Source organism: Cupriavidus sp. FW305-26 (assembly GCF_058787975.1).
This window is the reverse complement of the sequence record NZ_JBYTAH010000030.1, coordinates 36,205-51,175: the sequence shown is the minus strand read 5'-3', so window position 1 is coordinate 51,175 and position 14,971 is coordinate 36,205. Positions and strand designations below refer to the sequence as shown.

Here is a 14,971-nt window from a genome sequence, read left to right as displayed (position 1 = left end):
GTCGGTGTCGGTTCGAGGGGGCGGGACCATCAGTCCAGCGTCACGCCCTTGAGCACGCTGGCCCACTGCGTGCGCTCGCGCGCGGCGGTGTTCACGACATCCTGCGTGGTGCCGCTCCACTGTTCGTAGCCCAGTTCGGCATAGCGCTTCCTGAGCTCAACGTCTTCCACGGCCTGCCGCACTGCTGCGGCCAGCTTCTGGGTCTGCTCGGGGGTTACGCCCTTGGGGGCGTAGATGGCGTACCAGCCGCCGGCTTCGTAGTCCTTGAGGCCGGCAATCCCGGATTCGCGGAAGGTGGGCACGCCGGGCAGCGATGCGCTGCGCTTGGGCGAGCCCACGGCGATGGGCTTGACCTTGCCGCTCTGCACATAGCCGCTGGCGGTGCTGATGATATCGAACATCACGTCGATCTGGCCGCCGATGGTGTCGGTCATGGCCGGGGCATTGCCCTTGTAGGGAATATGGTTCAGCTGGACCTGCGCCTGCCGGGCGAACAGGGCCATGGCGACGTGGTTGGAGCTGCCGACGCCCGAGGAGCCGTAGCTGAGCTTGCCGGGATGCGCCCTGGCGTAGGCAACCAGGTCCTGGGTGCCCTTGAACGGCTCCTTGACGTTGGCCACCAGCATGTTGTAGTAGCGCGCCACCGGTGCCACCGGGGCGAGGTCCTTGGCCGGGTCGTACGGCAGGCTCTTCATGATGTTGGGCGCGACCGTCAGCGCCGCGCTGGCGGCGAACCACAGCGTGGCGCCGTCGGGCCTGGCGCGGACCACTTCATAGCCGGCCAGCGTGGCATTGGCGCCGGGCTTGTTGTCGACGATGACGTTGGCGTTGAGCGCCTTGCCCAACGCCACCGCAAACAGGCGCGCGGCCTGGTCGGCGGGGCCGCCGGCCGCGTAGCCGACCACGAGGCGCACCGGCTGGCCGTTGGGCTGTGCCGAGGCAGTGGGAGTAGCCAGGGTTGCGCCGCACAGAGCCAGGGCGGCCAGCATGGCGTGGCGGCATGAGGTGGAAATCAAGATACTTCTCCTACGTAAAGCAAAGAGCCGATGGCAAAAGCCGAAAAGCAAAAGGCAAAAGGCGGGCGCAGCCCCCGCCGTCGCGCACGGGGGCTGTACGGTGAATGGAGTGGGTTTTCTCAGTAGCGTTCGAAGACCGCGGCAATACCCTGGCCGCCGCCGATGCACATGGTTTCCAGGCCATAGCGGCCGCCACGGCGCTGCAGTTCATGCAGCAGCGTGGCCAGGATGCGCACGCCGGTGGCGCCGATCGGATGGCCCAGCGAGATGCCCGAGCCGTTCACGTTCAGCTTCTGCTCGATCGCATCCTGGTCATGCCATTCCCAGCCCTTGAGCACGGCCAGCACCTGGCAGGCGAAGGCTTCGTTCAGCTCGACCAGGTCCATCTGGTCCAGCGTCAGGTTCAGGCGCGCCAGCAGCTTCTTCACCGCGGGCACCGGGCCGATGCCCATGTGCGAGGGCTCGCAGCCGGCCGCCGCCCAGCCCACCAGCGAGGCCATGGGGGTCAGGCCCAGTTCGGCCAGCTTGTCTTCGGCCACGATCAGGCAGGCGGCCGACGCGTCGTTCTGCTGGCTGGCGTTGCCAGCGGTGACGGTACCGTTCGGCATCAGCGTGCGCAGCTTGCCAAGGCTTTCACGCGTGGTTTCCGGGCGGAAACCTTCGTCGCGCGCGAACCGCACCGGATCGCCCTTGCGCTGGGGCACCTGCACGGGCACGACCTCGGCATCGAAGCGGCCGGCCTCCCAGGCTGCCGCGGCGCGTGCGTGGCTGCGGGCGGCGAAGACATCGGCCGCCTCGCGGCTGATGCCGTAGTCGCGCGCCAGGTTCTCGGCGGTCTCGATCATCCCGGAGATCTTGCCGAAGCGCTCGACCGGCTGGGAGCGTTCACGGCCGCGGTCGAGGCGGTCGAAGAAGCGCACATTGCCCGAGCGCGCGCCCCAGCGCATGTCGGTGGTGTAGTACTCGATATTGCTCATGCTCTCGACGCCGCCCGCGATCACCACGTCGGCGGCGCCGCTTTGCACCATCATCGAGGCCGTGACGATGGCCTGCAGGCCGCCGCCGCAGCGGCGGTCCAGCTGCATGCCCGGCACCTCGACCGGCAGGCCGGCCTGCAGCGCGGCCCAGCGGCCGACGCAGGGCACTTCGCTGTTGGCGTAGGACTGGGCAAAGACCACGTCGTCGATACGCGCGGGATCGATGCCGCTGCGTTCCACCACTGCGCGCACGGCGGTGGCGGCCAGTTCCTCCACGGGCACCGGGCGCAAGCTGCCGCCGAAGGTGCCGACGGGCGTGCGGAGGGGAGTGACGATTGCAGCTCTGCGCATGGAAGTCTCCTTGGAACTCTGTGTTGGGATGAGCAAGTAAGTCAGTTGGCCAGCGTGTGCCCGGGAAGGGCGACGAAGGCCGCGCCGCACTGGCGCAGCAGGGCGTGGGCCTGGCGTTCCAGGTCCGCGCGGTGTTCGGGGGCGGCAATGTCCAGCATGCGGCGCACGCGCTGCGACAGCGTCTGGCCGCGCAGGTCGGCAACGCCGTGTTCGGTGACGATCAGGCCCGCGTCCGAGCGGGGCGTGCTGACCGGGCCGGACAACTGGGCCACGATGCGGCTCGCGCCCTTGGCGGTTGCCGGCAGCGCGACGATGGGCAGGCCACCGCGGCTGCGCGCGGCGCCGCGCAGGAAGTCCACGGCACCGCCGACGGCGCCGACATAGACGCCGGCGGCAACTTCGGCGTTCACCTGGCCGGTGAGGTCGACCTCGATGGCGGAGTTGATGGCGGTCAGCTTGTCGACGCTGGCCAGCACCTCGGGGTGATGGGTATAGGCGGTCTCGCGCAGCTGCAGCTGCGGATTGCGGTGGGCCCAGCGCCGCAGCCGTTCGCTGCCCATCAGGATGCCGGCGATGCCCACGCCCGTATCGATGCTCTTGCGTGCGTTGGTCAGCACCCCGGCTTCGGCCAGCGCCGCAATGCCGTCGCCGATCGCGCCGCTGTGCAGCCCCAGGTCGCGGTGGCCATTCAGCGCAACGACCACGGCCTCTGGCAGGTTGCCGATGCCCATCTGCAGGGTGGCGCCATCCTCCACCCAGCCGGCGATTTGACGGGCGATGGCCTGTTCGGCCGCGCCGGGCGCGCTGCGGTCAAGGCTGATCGGCGGGTGCAGCGCTTCGACCTGCAGGTCGATATCGTCCGCGCTCAGGTAGCGGCTGCCGTGGGTCCACGGCACCTCAGGGTTCACCTCGGCGATGATGACGCGGGCGCGGTCGAGCGCCGCGGGGAGGTATTCATGCACCAGCCCCAGGCTGTGGCGCCCCTGCTCGTCGGCGGGCGAGACCTGCACCAGCGCCACGTCCGCCCGCAGCGTGCCCTGGCGGATCAGCCCGGGCAGGTGCGAATAGTGGCTGGGCACGATGTCCAGCACGCCGGCCCTGGCCAGTTGCCGGTGCGGGCCGCTGGCGGCGTAGCCGAAGAAGTCGAGCACATCCGCCTGGGCCGGCTGCAGCGTGTCTGACTGCCCGATGCCGACAAAGACACTGAGCCGTCCGCCCTGGGCGATGGCGTGGCGGTGCTCCACCAGTGCGCGCGTCAGCGTCAGCGGCTCGGCGGTCGCTTGCCCCCACCAGATATGGTCTCCGGGGCGGATCAGGGCTTGCAGGCGGGAGGCGAGGGTGTGCATGTCCACGGGGCAGCGGTCAGTCGGCGCATGCGCCGGATAGCCCGGAGCATGTTCCCAAAGCGTGGTTTGCGCTATTTGACAATGCCAATGGCGGACTTTGGCGAAAGCGAAAGGCCTTAACCGTCGCCAGGACTTAACCCCGGTGGAAGGCGCGCTTTCGGAAAGGCTGATTGTCCAACCGGCCGAACGCCGCGACTATTGCGGTTATCACAAGGAGGCGGCCGTCCGCCAGAGACCGAACGCAAGCCAAGCGCCATGATCGAACAGACCCAATCGAACAACTTCCAAGAAATCCGCGACGCCATCCGCGCGCTTTGCGCGGAGTTTCCCGATGAGTACTTCCGCAAGGTGGACGAGCAGCGCGCCTACCCCGAGGCCTTTGTCAATGCGCTGACCGCGGCGGGCTGGCTGGCGGCGCTGATTCCGCAGGAGTACGGTGGTTCCGGCCTGGGTCTGACCGAAGCCTCGGTCATCATGGAAGAGATCAACCGCTGCGGCGGCAACTCCGGCGCCTGCCACGGCCAGATGTACAACATGGGCACGCTGCTGCGGCACGGCTCCAGGGCACAGAAGGACAAGTACCTGCCGAAGATTGCCTCGGGGGAATGGCGCCTGCAGTCCATGGGCGTGACCGAGCCCACCACCGGCACTGACACCACCAAGATCAAGACCTCGGCGGTCAAGAAGGACGGACGCTACGTCGTCAACGGCCAGAAGGTCTGGATCAGCCGCGTCCAGCACAGCGACTTCATGATCCTGCTGGCGCGCACCACGCCGCTGGCCGACGTGAAGAAGAAGAGCGAGGGGATGTCCATCTTCATGGTGGACCTGCACGAGGCGCAGAAGAAGGGCCTGACCGTGCGCCCCATCCCCAACATGGTCAACCACGAGACCAATGAACTGTTTTTCGAGGACCTGGAAATCCCCGAGGAAAACCTGATCGGTGAAGAGGGCAAGGGCTTCAAGTACATCCTCGATGGCCTGAACGCCGAGCGCACGCTGATCGCGGCCGAGTGCATCGGCGACGGCTATTGGTTCATCGACCGCGTGACCAAGTACGTCAGGGAACGCGAGGTCTTCGGCCGCCCCATCGGCCAGAACCAGGGCGTGCAGTTCCCGATCGCCGAGTCCTTTATCGAACTGGAAGCGGCAAACCTGATGCGCTGGAAAGCCTGTGAGCTGTTTGACAAGCACGAGCCCATGGGGGCCCAGGCCAACATGGCCAAGTACCTGGCGGCCAAGGCGAGCTGGGAAGCCGGCAACGCCTGCCTGCAGTTCCACGGTGGTTTCGGCTTTGCCTGCGAATACGACGTGGAGCGCAAGTTCCGGGAAACGCGGCTGTACCAGGTGGCACCGATCTCCACCAACCTGATCTACTCTTTCGTCGCCGAACACGTCCTGGGCCTGCCGCGCTCATTCTGAGCGATGGACGGCGCGCCAGCCCCCAATATTCAAGGGGCTGGCCAGATGGAACCCCGGCAGCAACGGCGCCGGGGTTCCTGCTTCGCCCAGGCCCCGAATTCCCCTCCCTGTCTCCTCTCTTCGCCCGCGCAGCCGGATCCAGCCCGATCCTCAAATCGGAAACTGCGTCGTCGACAGCACCTGCTTGAGCACCATGAACGAGCGAATCTGCCGCACGCCCGGCAGGTAGAGCAACTGCTCCGCGTGGAGGCGGTTGAAGCTCTCGCTGTCCTTGGTCCTGAGCATCATGATGTAGTCGAACTCGCCGGTGACTTCATGGCATTCCATACAGCCTGATACCTTCTGCGCCGCTTTCTCAAAGGCGGCAAACGACTCGGGCGTGGACCTGTCCAGCACGACCCCGATGATGACCAGCATTCCTGCGTCCAGCGGAGCCGGGTTCAGCAGCGCCACGACGCCGCGGATCAGGCCATCTGCCTTCAGGCGTTCCACGCGGCGCAGGCACGCGGGCGGGCTGAGGCTGACCTTGCCCGCCAGGGCCAGGTTGGAAATGGACGCATCGCGCTGCAAGGCGCGCAGGATGGCCTTGTCCGTGCGATCCAGCACCGGCGCGGGCTGCGCGGAGGTCTCGGATTTCGCACGAAATTTTATTCTGGATGTCGCCATTTCTACGAAATAAAGAAAATTTCATGGTGCTTCCTGGCTTTTTATCGTGCAAGAAGTCGCAGATATTTGCAAGCACCTTTCGTCCCAGCCTTCTTATGATGATTCCAGATGCGGCGTCGCGCGGCGTCCGTGCGAATGCCGGGCTTTGCGGCTGCAAGGCGCCCGCATGCCAACCGCAACCTGGAGCCAGTCATGAACCTGAAGCAATTTCCGCGTCATTCCCTGACCTTCGGCCCGACGCCGATCCATCCGCTATCGCGGCTGAGCGAAAGCCTGGGTGGCAAGGTCGAGCTCTATGCCAAGCGCGACGACTGCAACAGCGGGCTCGCCTTTGGCGGCAACAAGACGCGCAAGCTCGAATACGTCATTCCAGACGTGCTGGCGCAGGGCGCCGATACGCTGGTCTCGATCGGCGGGATCCAGTCGAACCACACGCGCCAGGTTGCCGCCATCGCGGCCCACCTGGGGCTGAAGTGCGTGCTGGTGCAGGAGAACTGGGTCAACTACTCCGACGCGGTTTATGACCGCGTGGGCAACATCCAGATGTCGCGCATCATGGGGGCCGACGTGCGCCTGGTCAGCGAAGGCTTCGACATCGGTATTCGCCCCAGCTGGGAAGAAGCCATGGAGAGCGTGCGCAAGGCGGGCGGCAAGCCCTACCCGATTCCGGCAGGCTGCTCGGAGCATCCGCTCGGCGGTCTCGGCTACGTAGGCTTCGCCGAGGAAGTGCGGGAGCAGGAAGCCGGACTCGGCTTCAGGTTCGACTACATCGTGGTCTGCTCGGTCACCGGCAGCACGCAGGCGGGCATGGTGGTCGGATTCGCTGCCGACGGCCGCGCGGACCGGGTCATCGGCATCGATGCATCGGCCAAGCCGGAACCGACGCGCGCGCAGATCCTGCGCATCGCCCGCCATACCGCGGAGCTGGTCGGCCTCGGCCGCGACATCACTGAAGCGGACGTGGTGCTGGACACCCGCTATGGCGGACCCGAATACGGCCTGCCTTCGGCCGGCACCCTGGAAGCCATCCGCCTCAGCGCCAGGCTGGAGGGCATGATGACGGACCCGGTCTATGAGGGCAAGTCCATGCAGGGCATGATCGACATGGTCCGTCGCGGCGAGTTTCCGCAAGGATCGAAAGTCCTCTTTGCGCACCTCGGCGGGGTGCCGGCACTGAACGCCTACAGCTTCCTGTTCAAGGACGGGTGATTCCATGCGCAGGTGCGCAGCCGGGATTCCCCGGATGCCCGGTTAATCGTTGCCCGCCTGCGCGCCCGCCCCAAAGCGCAGGCGCAGGCTCCGGTTGGCATCGTGCAGCGAACCGTCCGCCGCTTCCACCACGCGGTGCAGGTAGTCTTCGCTGGCGTCTAGCAGCGCCCCGTACAGGGTGTGGCACAAGCCGCGCGCGGTGCGGCCGGGCCAGTCTTGCGGCAGCATCGCTTCGGGCAGGTTGGGGTCGCGCAGCAGCACACGCCGGTATTCGTGCACCAGGAGCGTCCGCACGAAGAAAGCATCGGCCGGAGCAAGCCCGGCGGCCTCTTCGGCCAGCGGCGCAAAGCGGCGCAGCAGTGCCTGCCAGGCAGCGGCCACGTCGCCGAGCTTGAAGGTCTGGTGCATCAGCGCCTGCAGTGGCCGGATGGAAAACGCCTCGAGGCTGCTTGCCTCCATCACCGCCACATCGTCCTGCGCGCGTGCGGCCTGGAGGATTTCGCGCAGCGAGGCGAGGTCCGCTTGGGGGTGGGCCATCACCCCTGGCGCGATGGCGCCGAAGCCCTCCCACAGCAATTCCCGCTTCAGCTTCTGCCGGACCGTGGCGCGTACGTCACCGCGCACCATCACCAGGGTCCAGCGGCCGTCCCATTCGGATGCCTCGCCCGCATAGATGCGCTTGCCGGCGTGCAGTACACGCTGCAAACCGGCGTCTGACAGCCCGTAGTAGCTGCGCCGCCCCATCCTGGTCGCGGCCAGCCAGTCGTCGGCGGTAAGGCGGAAGGTGGCGGTGCGCACCAGCCGGTCATTGATGCCGAACGGCGCCGCCAGCCGGATCAGGCTGCCCAGCCAGATGGCCTGCGGCCGCGGCGCCACCACATCGCCGAACAAGGTCACCAGCATGGAATTGGCGCCCAGCTTCAGCCCGCGTGCCAGCCGCGCCACGCGGGGAGAAACCGGATCTGTGCCTGGCGTCGCCATCGGCCCGCTCCCTGAAGTGATACACAAATGCAGATTGATTGAATCAAATTGTATCACTACCATCCGTTGCAACTGACGATGTTGATGCAGGTCAAGACCCCGATTCAGAGCAACCAAGAGCGGAGCAAAGGATGTACGCACAGCTGGTGGAGACAGGAGCGACGAGGCTTCGCGCCATGGAAGAAATGGAGCCGCAGGAGCGCGAGTTCCAGGCGCGCGTCGATGCCGGGATCAAGATCGAGGCCAAGGACTGGATGCCGGAGGCCTATCGCAAGACCCTGGTCCGCCAGATCTCGCAGCATGCCCATTCCGAGATCGTGGGCCAGCTGCCGGAAGGCAACTGGGTCACCCGCGCGCCGACGCTGGAGCGCAAGGCAGTCTTGCTGGCCAAGATCCAGGATGAGGCCGGCCATGGCCTGTATCTCTACAGCGCGGCCGAGACCCTGGGCGTGTCGCGCGACCAGATGCTGGGCGACCTGCACACCGGCAAGGCCAAGTATTCCAGCATCTTCAACTACCCGACGCTGAGTTGGGCCGACATCGGCATGATCGGCTGGCTGGTCGACGGCTCGGCCATCATCAACCAGGTGCCGCTGTGCCGCTGCTCGTTCGGGCCCTATGCGCGCGCCATGGTGCGCGTGTGCAAGGAAGAGTCGTTCCACCAGCGCCAGGGCTACGACATCCTGCTGTCGCTGTGCAACGGCACCCCCGAGCAGAAGCAGATGGCGCAGGACGCGCTCAATCGCTGGTGGTGGCCGGCGCTGATGATGTTCGGCCCGTCCGACGGCGATTCGCCCAACAGCGCGCAATCCATGCAATGGCGCATCAAGCTGTTCTCCAATGACGAGCTGCGCCAGAAGATGGTCGACCAGACCGTGCCGCAGGCAGAGTACCTGGGCCTGGCCATTCCGGATCCCGAACTGAAGTGGAACGAGGAGCGCGGCCACTATGACTTCGGCGAGATCGACTGGTCCGAGTTCTACAACGTCATCCAGGGCAACGGCCCCTGCAACCGCGACCGCCTGCGCACCCGCGTCAAGGCCTGGGAAGAGGGCGCGTGGTTCCGCGATGCCCTGGTGACCCACGCCGACAAGCAGGCCCAGCGCGCCGCCGCGTGACCCCGCGGCGCCCGGCGCCGCCATCCATCCAACGCAATGACACAGGAGGTTGCCATGAAAGAGTGGCCGCTTTGGGAGATCTTTATCCGCAGCCAGCACGGCCTGGCCCACAAGCACGTGGGCAGCCTGCACGCGCCCGACGGCGAAATGGCGATCAACAACGCGCGTGACGTCTATACGCGCCGCAACGAGGGCGTCAGCGTCTGGGTGGTGAAGGCCGGCGACGTGGTCGCCAGCAGCCCCGGCGACAAGGGCCCGCTGTTCGAGCCGGCCAACAGCAAGGTCTACCGCCACCCGACGTTCTTCCCGATGCCGGAAGCCGTCAAGCACATCTGATACGGCCCGCATGATGGACAACCACAAGCTCGAATACCTGCTGCGCCTCGGCGACGCCACGCTGGTCCTTGGCCAGCGCCTGTCGGAATGGTGCGGCCGCGGCCCGGCGCTGGAAGAGGACATCGCGCTGACCAATGTCGCGCTCGACCTGATCGGCCAGACCCGGCTGTGGCTGGGCTACGCCGCGGAAGTGGAGGGCGCCGGCCGCAGCGCCGACCAGATGGCCTACCTGCGCGACGCGCACCAGTTCCGCAACCCGCTGCTGGTGGAGCAGCCCAACGGCAGCTATGCCGATACGCTGGCGCGGCAGTTCCTGTTCGACACCTGGCACTACTTCCTGCTCGACGGGCTGCAGCGCTCGACCGATGCCCGCATCGCCGAGATCGCCGCCAAGTCGCTCAAGGAAGTGACCTACCACGTGCGCCGCAGCGCCGACCTGGTGGTGCGCCTGGGCGACGGCAGCGAAGAGAGCCACCGCCGCATGCAGGATGCCTTCAACGACCTGTGGATGTTCAGCGATGAGCTGTTCGAGTCCGACGCGGGCGACGCCGCGCTGGTGCAGGCCGGCCTGGTGCCGGATCCCGCATCACTGGCCGAACCGTGGCAGCGCCACGTGGCCGCGGTGCTGGAAGAAGCCACGCTGCAGCTGCCTGCGGGCACGTGGTCGCAAAGCGGCGGCCGCCACGGCCGCCATACCGAACACCTCGGCTACCTGCTGGCCGAAATGCAGTTCCTGCAGCGCGCCTATCCGGGCGCCAGCTGGTGAACGCCATGACTGCGCAAGCGATCGCACGCCCGGCGCTCGGGCAGGTCTGGACCTGGCTCGATACGGTGCCCGATCCCGAGATCCCGGTGATCTCGGTGGTGGATCTCGGCATTGTGCGCGACGTGGCATGGGAGGACGACGCCTGCGTCGTCACCATCACCCCGACGTACTCCGGCTGCCCGGCCATGACCGTGATCCGGGAGGAGATCGAGCGCACGCTGGCTGCGCAGGGCATTGCCAGCGTGCGCGTGCGCACGCAGCTGGCGCCGGCCTGGACCACCGACTGGATGACGCCGCGCGGCAAGGCCAGCCTGGGCGGCTACGGCATTGCGCCGCCGGCCCAGCAGGTGATCGACATCAGCGGCATCAGCCGCAAGGCGGCGCCGGCGCTGGTGGTGGCGTGCCCGCACTGCGGCTCGCGGCACACGCGGCTGGTGAGCCAGTTCGGCTCGACCGCCTGCAAGGCCCTGTACCGCTGCGGCGACTGCAAGGAACCGTTCGATTACTTCAAGGCGCACTGAGCCTGACCGGGGTAGTGAGATGAGCAAATTCCATGAACTGACCGTGGCCTCGGTCACCCGCGAAACCCGCGATGCCGTGGCCGTGACCTTTGCCGTGCCGGATGAACTGGCCGACACCTACCGCTACATCCAGGGCCAGCACCTGACGCTGCGCACCGGCATCGGCGGCGAGGACGTGCGCCGCTCGTACTCGATCTGCTCGGCGGTGCAGGACGCGCAGCTGCGCGTCGCGATCAAGCGCGTCGACGGCGGCCTGTTCTCCAACTGGGCCAACGAACAACTGCAGCCCGGCATGAAGCTGGAAGTGATGCCGCCATCCGGCCACTTCCACGTGCCGCTGTCTGCCACGCAGGCGAGGCACTACGTGGCCTTCGCCGCCGGCAGCGGCATCACGCCGATGCTGTCGATCATCAAGACTACGCTGGAGGCCGAGCCCCAGAGCCGCTTCACGCTGTTCTACGGCAACCGCGCCTCGTCTTCGGTGCTGTTCAAGGAAGAGCTGGAAGACCTGAAGGACACCTACCTGCAGCGCTTCAACCTGGTGTTCGTGCTCAGCCGCGAGCAGCTGGATATCGACCTGTTCAACGGCCGCATCGACGGCGAGAAGGTCAATGCCTTGCTCAAGCACTGGGTCAAGCCGCAGGACATCGACATCGCCTTTATCTGCGGCCCGCACTCGATGATGGAAGAGGTGTCGCAGGCGCTGCTCGACAACGGCGTGGACAAGGCCCGCATCAAGCGCGAGCTGTTTGCCACCAGCATTCCCGCGGCCCGCCCGGCGGCGCATGCGCACAAGCAGGTGGGGCAGCAGCAGTGCGAGGTCACGGTGATCCAGGACGGCCGCACGCGCTCCTTCACGCTGGAGAAGAACAAGGAGACGGTGCTGGATGCCGCGCTGGCGCAAGGCATCGAGCTGCCTTACTCATGCAAGGGCGGGGTCTGCTCGACCTGCCGCTGCAAGCGCATCGAAGGCGAGGTCGACATGGACGTCAACTTTGCGCTGGAGGACTACGAAGTCGCGCGCGGCTTCATCCTCAGCTGCCAGAGCTACGCCGTCAGCGACAGGCTGGTGATCGACTTCGACCAGGAAACCTGAAGCGCTTCCCGCGGCAATCCCTTGCCGCCATCCCGAACCATACGCAAACCATTCTGCCCCCGGAGCAAGCCGTGTCCCATCCGTTTTTTGAACGCCACCAGGCGCTGCTGGAACAAGCCACCCAAGCCATTGCCGAGCGCGGCTACTGGAGCCCGTTCAGCGAAATGCCGAGCCCCAGGGTCTACGGCGAAACCGCCAACGCCGACGGCAAGGCTGCCTTCGAGGCCCGCCTGAACCGCCCGTTCGCGCTGTCGCAGCCGGGCACCGTCGGCCAGGCCGGCAAGGAAGTCTCGCCCTACGGCGCGGAACTGGGCATCACCTATCCGAAGCCCGACCTCGACCAGCTCTTTGCCGGCATGGCCGAAGGCATGCCGGCCTGGCGCAAGGCCGGGCCGGAAGCCTGGGTCGGCGTGTCGCTGGAAATCCTGCAGCGCCTGAACCGCCGCAGCTTCGAGATTGCCTACGCGGTAATGCACACCACCGGCCAGGCCTTCATGATGGCCTTCCAGGCCGGCGGCCCGCACGCGCAGGACCGCGGGCTGGAAGCGGTGGCCTACGCCTGGGACGAGATGCGCCGCATTCCGAAGCAGGCCATCTGGGAGAAGCCGCAGGGCAAGAACGAGCCGCTGCGCATGGAGAAGCGCTACAGCGTGGTGCCGCGCGGCGTGGGCCTGGTGATCGGCTGCTGCACCTTCCCGACCTGGAACGGCTATCCCGGCCTGTTCGCCAGCCTGGCGACCGGCAACGCGGTGGTGGTCAAGCCGCACCCGGGCGCGATCCTGCCGCTGGCGATCACCGTCGAGGTGGCGCGCGAGGTGCTGCAGGAAGCCGGCTTCGACCCCAACCTGGTCACGCTGGTGGCCAACGACCCGACCGAGCGCATGGCGTCCACGCTGGCGCTGCGCCCGGAAGTGCGCCTGATCGACTTCACCGGCAGCAGCGCCAATGGCAACTGGCTGGAGCGCAACGCGCACCAGGCCCAGGTCTATACCGAGAAGGCCGGCGTCAACCAGATCGTGATCCACTCCACCAGCGACTTCAAGGGCATGGTGCGCAATATCGCGTTCTCGCTGGCGCTGTACTCGGGCCAGATGTGCACGGCACCGCAGAACATCTATGTGCCGAAGGGCGGCATCGACACGCCGGAAGGGCACCTCAGCTTCGACCAGGTGGCCGCGGCGATCGGGGAGGGCGTGGTCAGGCTCACCAGCGATGCGGCCAAGGCGGTGGAGCTGCTCGGCGCGATCCAGAACGACGGGGTGGTTCAGCGCATCGAATCGTCGCGCGCACTGGGCGAGATCGTCGCCGACAGCCGCGTGCTGGAGCACCCGGAGTTCCCCGGCGCGCGCATCCGCACGCCGCTGGTGCTCAAGGTGGACGCCAGCGACGAGGACAAGATCATGCAGGAATTGTTCGGCCCGATCTCGTTCATCGTCGCCACCGACAACACCGCGCACAGCATCGCGCTGGTGCACCGCGGCGCGAAGGAACATGGCGCACTGACGTTGTCGGCCTACACCACCGATGCCGGCATGGCCGAGGGCATCCGCGAAGCCGCCGAGGACGCGGGCGTGGCCCTGTCGCTGAACCTGACCGGGGGCGTGTTCGTCAACCAGTCGGCCGCGTTCAGCGACTTCCACGCCACCGGCGCCAACCCGGCAGCCAATGCCTCGCTGTCGGATGCGGCTTTCGTCGCCAACCGCTTCCGCGTGGTACAGAGCCGTTCCCATATCTGATGCAGTCGCAGTACCCGGCGCCGGCCCCCAATAGAAATGCGGCGCAATCATAACGATGATGGAGTAGACAATGGTTCAACGCATCCCCAACCCCAACGAGCTGGAGCCGATCGAGCGCGCCAGCCGCGACGAACTGCAGGCGCTGCAGCTGGAACGGCTGAAATGGAGCGTGCGCCATGCCTACGACAACGTGCCGCATTACCGCAAGGCCTTCCATGCGGCCGGGGTGCATCCGGACGACCTGCAGTCGCTGTCGGACCTGTCGAAGTTCCCGTTCCTGACCAAGCAGGACCTGCGCGACAACTATCCCTTCGGCATGTTCGCGGTGCCGCGCGAGAAGGTGGCGCGCGTGCATGCGTCGAGCGGCACCACGGGCAAGCCGACCGTGGTCGGCTATACCGCGAAGGATATCGATACCTGGGCCAGCGTGGTGGCGCGCTCGATCCGCGCCGCCGGCGGCCGCGCCGGCGACCTGGTCCATGTCAGCTATGGCTACGGCCTGTTCACGGGCGGCCTGGGTGCCCACTATGGCGCCGAGAAGGCCGGCTGCACGGTGATCCCCATGTCCGGCGGACAGACCGAGAAACAGGTGCAGCTGATCCGCGAGTTCGAGCCCAACATCATCATGGTGACGCCGTCATACATGCTGAACCTGATCGAGGAGATGGAGCGCCAGGGCATGGATCCGTCGGAAAGCTCGCTCAAGGTGGGCATCTTCGGCGCCGAGCCGTGGACGGATGCGATGCGCGCCGAAATCGAGGCACGTGCCGGTATCGACGCGGTGGACATCTACGGCCTGTCTGAAGTCATGGGGCCGGGTGTCGCTTGCGAATGCATCGAGAGCAAGGACGGTCCGGTGATCTGGGAAGACCACTTCTACGCCGAGATCATCGATCCGGTCACCGGCGAGGTGCTGCCGGATGGAGAAGAGGGCGAACTGGTGTTCACGTCGCTCACCAAGGAAGCGCTGCCGGTGATCCGATACCGCACGCGCGACCTGACGCGCCTGCTGCCGCCCACCTCGCGTTCGATGCGCCGCATCGGCAAGATCACCGGCCGTTCGGACGACATGCTGATCATCCGCGGCGTCAATGTGTTCCCGTCGCAGATCGAGGAGCTGATCCTGAAGACGCCGGCGCTGGCGCCGCAGTACCAGCTGGTGGTGACCCGCGACGGCCACCTGGACAAGCTGGAAGTGCGCGTCGAAGCGCGGCCCGGAGGTTCGGCACCCCTCTGCGCGGACGACCGCGCGATGCTGGAGCGCGAGCTGAAGGACCAGATCAAGACCTACGTGGGCGTGACCACGCGCGTGCAGGTGGTGGATGCGGACGGCATCGAGCGCACCACGGTCGGCAAGGCACGGCGGGTGCTCGATATGCGGCCGAAGTTCACGCACGAGCAGCCGGTCGGGGCGATCTGAACGTATCGCA

The 14,971-nt window shown here is 66.7% G+C and carries 14 protein-coding genes; 9 read left to right on the top strand and 5 right to left on the bottom strand.

The window, feature by feature from the left end; translation table 11 throughout:
- Positions 1 to 29: 29 nt before the first annotated feature.
- The 3 genes from AC3WQZ_RS17570 to AC3WQZ_RS17560 all read right to left on the bottom strand — a co-directional run bounded on the left by AC3WQZ_RS17570 (position 30) and on the right by AC3WQZ_RS17560 (position 3,690).
- Positions 30 to 1,016, bottom strand: coding sequence for a Bug family tripartite tricarboxylate transporter substrate binding protein (locus tag AC3WQZ_RS17570; RefSeq protein ID WP_492300944.1), 987 nt, complete (start codon positions 1,014 to 1,016; stop codon positions 30 to 32).
- A gap of 119 nt (positions 1,017 to 1,135) precedes the next feature.
- Positions 1,136 to 2,344 carry an acetyl-CoA C-acetyltransferase gene (locus tag AC3WQZ_RS17565; RefSeq protein ID WP_010809314.1) on the bottom strand — a complete coding sequence of 403 codons (1,209 nt, stop codon included), beginning with the start codon at positions 2,342 to 2,344 and terminating at the stop codon, positions 1,136 to 1,138.
- 41 nt (positions 2,345 to 2,385) lie between these two features.
- Entirely contained in the window at positions 2,386 to 3,690 is a 1,305-nt protein-coding gene (locus tag AC3WQZ_RS17560; protein WP_492300943.1) for an acetyl-CoA hydrolase/transferase family protein, read from the bottom strand.
- Between the two features lie 255 nt (positions 3,691 to 3,945).
- On the opposite strand from AC3WQZ_RS17560, the gene AC3WQZ_RS17555 reads away from it, so the two are divergent.
- Positions 3,946 to 5,112, top strand: a complete 1,167-nt coding sequence (locus AC3WQZ_RS17555; protein ID WP_010809316.1) for an acyl-CoA dehydrogenase family protein — start codon at positions 3,946 to 3,948, stop codon at positions 5,110 to 5,112.
- A 150-nt stretch (positions 5,113 to 5,262) separates the two neighbouring features.
- Here the strand turns inward: AC3WQZ_RS17555 and AC3WQZ_RS17550 are convergent, their stop codons facing one another.
- Positions 5,263 to 5,778: an Lrp/AsnC family transcriptional regulator gene (locus AC3WQZ_RS17550; protein ID WP_492297231.1), complete on the bottom strand. Its 516-nt coding sequence runs from the start codon at positions 5,776 to 5,778 to the stop codon at positions 5,263 to 5,265.
- Positions 5,779 to 5,970: 192 nt separating this feature from the next.
- On the opposite strand from AC3WQZ_RS17550, the gene AC3WQZ_RS17545 reads away from it, so the two are divergent.
- A complete protein-coding gene (locus tag AC3WQZ_RS17545; RefSeq protein WP_010809318.1) occupies positions 5,971 to 6,987 on the top strand; it encodes a 1-aminocyclopropane-1-carboxylate deaminase in 1,017 nt (338 codons plus the stop codon).
- Between the two features lie 42 nt (positions 6,988 to 7,029).
- On the opposite strand, the gene paaX is transcribed toward AC3WQZ_RS17545, so the two are convergent.
- Positions 7,030 to 7,968: a phenylacetic acid degradation operon negative regulatory protein PaaX gene (paaX, locus tag AC3WQZ_RS17540; protein ID WP_011617184.1), complete on the bottom strand. Its 939-nt coding sequence runs from the start codon at positions 7,966 to 7,968 to the stop codon at positions 7,030 to 7,032.
- 131 nt (positions 7,969 to 8,099) lie between these two features.
- Between paaX and paaA the strand changes: the two genes are divergently transcribed.
- The 7 genes from paaA (at position 8,100) to paaK (ending at position 14,961) form a co-directional block, all read left to right on the top strand.
- Positions 8,100 to 9,086, top strand: coding sequence for a 1,2-phenylacetyl-CoA epoxidase subunit PaaA (gene paaA / locus AC3WQZ_RS17535; protein ID WP_492300942.1), 987 nt, complete (start codon positions 8,100 to 8,102; stop codon positions 9,084 to 9,086).
- 54 nt (positions 9,087 to 9,140) lie between these two features.
- On the top strand, positions 9,141 to 9,422 hold the full coding sequence (paaB, locus tag AC3WQZ_RS17530) for a 1,2-phenylacetyl-CoA epoxidase subunit PaaB (RefSeq protein ID WP_010809321.1): 282 nt from the start codon (positions 9,141 to 9,143) through the stop codon (positions 9,420 to 9,422).
- A gap of 10 nt (positions 9,423 to 9,432) precedes the next feature.
- Positions 9,433 to 10,188, top strand: coding sequence for a 1,2-phenylacetyl-CoA epoxidase subunit PaaC (paaC, locus tag AC3WQZ_RS17525; protein ID WP_010809322.1), 756 nt, complete (start codon positions 9,433 to 9,435; stop codon positions 10,186 to 10,188).
- A 5-nt stretch (positions 10,189 to 10,193) separates the two neighbouring features.
- Positions 10,194 to 10,709 carry a 1,2-phenylacetyl-CoA epoxidase subunit PaaD gene (gene paaD, locus AC3WQZ_RS17520; RefSeq protein ID WP_439669084.1) on the top strand — a complete coding sequence of 172 codons (516 nt, stop codon included), beginning with the start codon at positions 10,194 to 10,196 and terminating at the stop codon, positions 10,707 to 10,709.
- A 19-nt stretch (positions 10,710 to 10,728) separates the two neighbouring features.
- A complete protein-coding gene (paaE, locus tag AC3WQZ_RS17515) occupies positions 10,729 to 11,805 on the top strand; it encodes a 1,2-phenylacetyl-CoA epoxidase subunit PaaE (protein ID WP_010809324.1) in 1,077 nt (358 codons plus the stop codon).
- A 71-nt stretch (positions 11,806 to 11,876) separates the two neighbouring features.
- Positions 11,877 to 13,541: a phenylacetic acid degradation protein PaaN gene (paaN, locus tag AC3WQZ_RS17510; RefSeq protein WP_492300941.1), complete on the top strand. Its 1,665-nt coding sequence runs from the start codon at positions 11,877 to 11,879 to the stop codon at positions 13,539 to 13,541.
- Positions 13,542 to 13,611: 70 nt separating this feature from the next.
- The gene (gene paaK / locus AC3WQZ_RS17505; protein ID WP_010809326.1) at positions 13,612 to 14,961 is read left to right on the top strand and encodes a phenylacetate--CoA ligase PaaK; all 1,350 of its coding nucleotides are present in this window, start codon (positions 13,612 to 13,614) and stop codon (positions 14,959 to 14,961) included.
- Positions 14,962 to 14,971 lie beyond the last annotated feature (10 nt).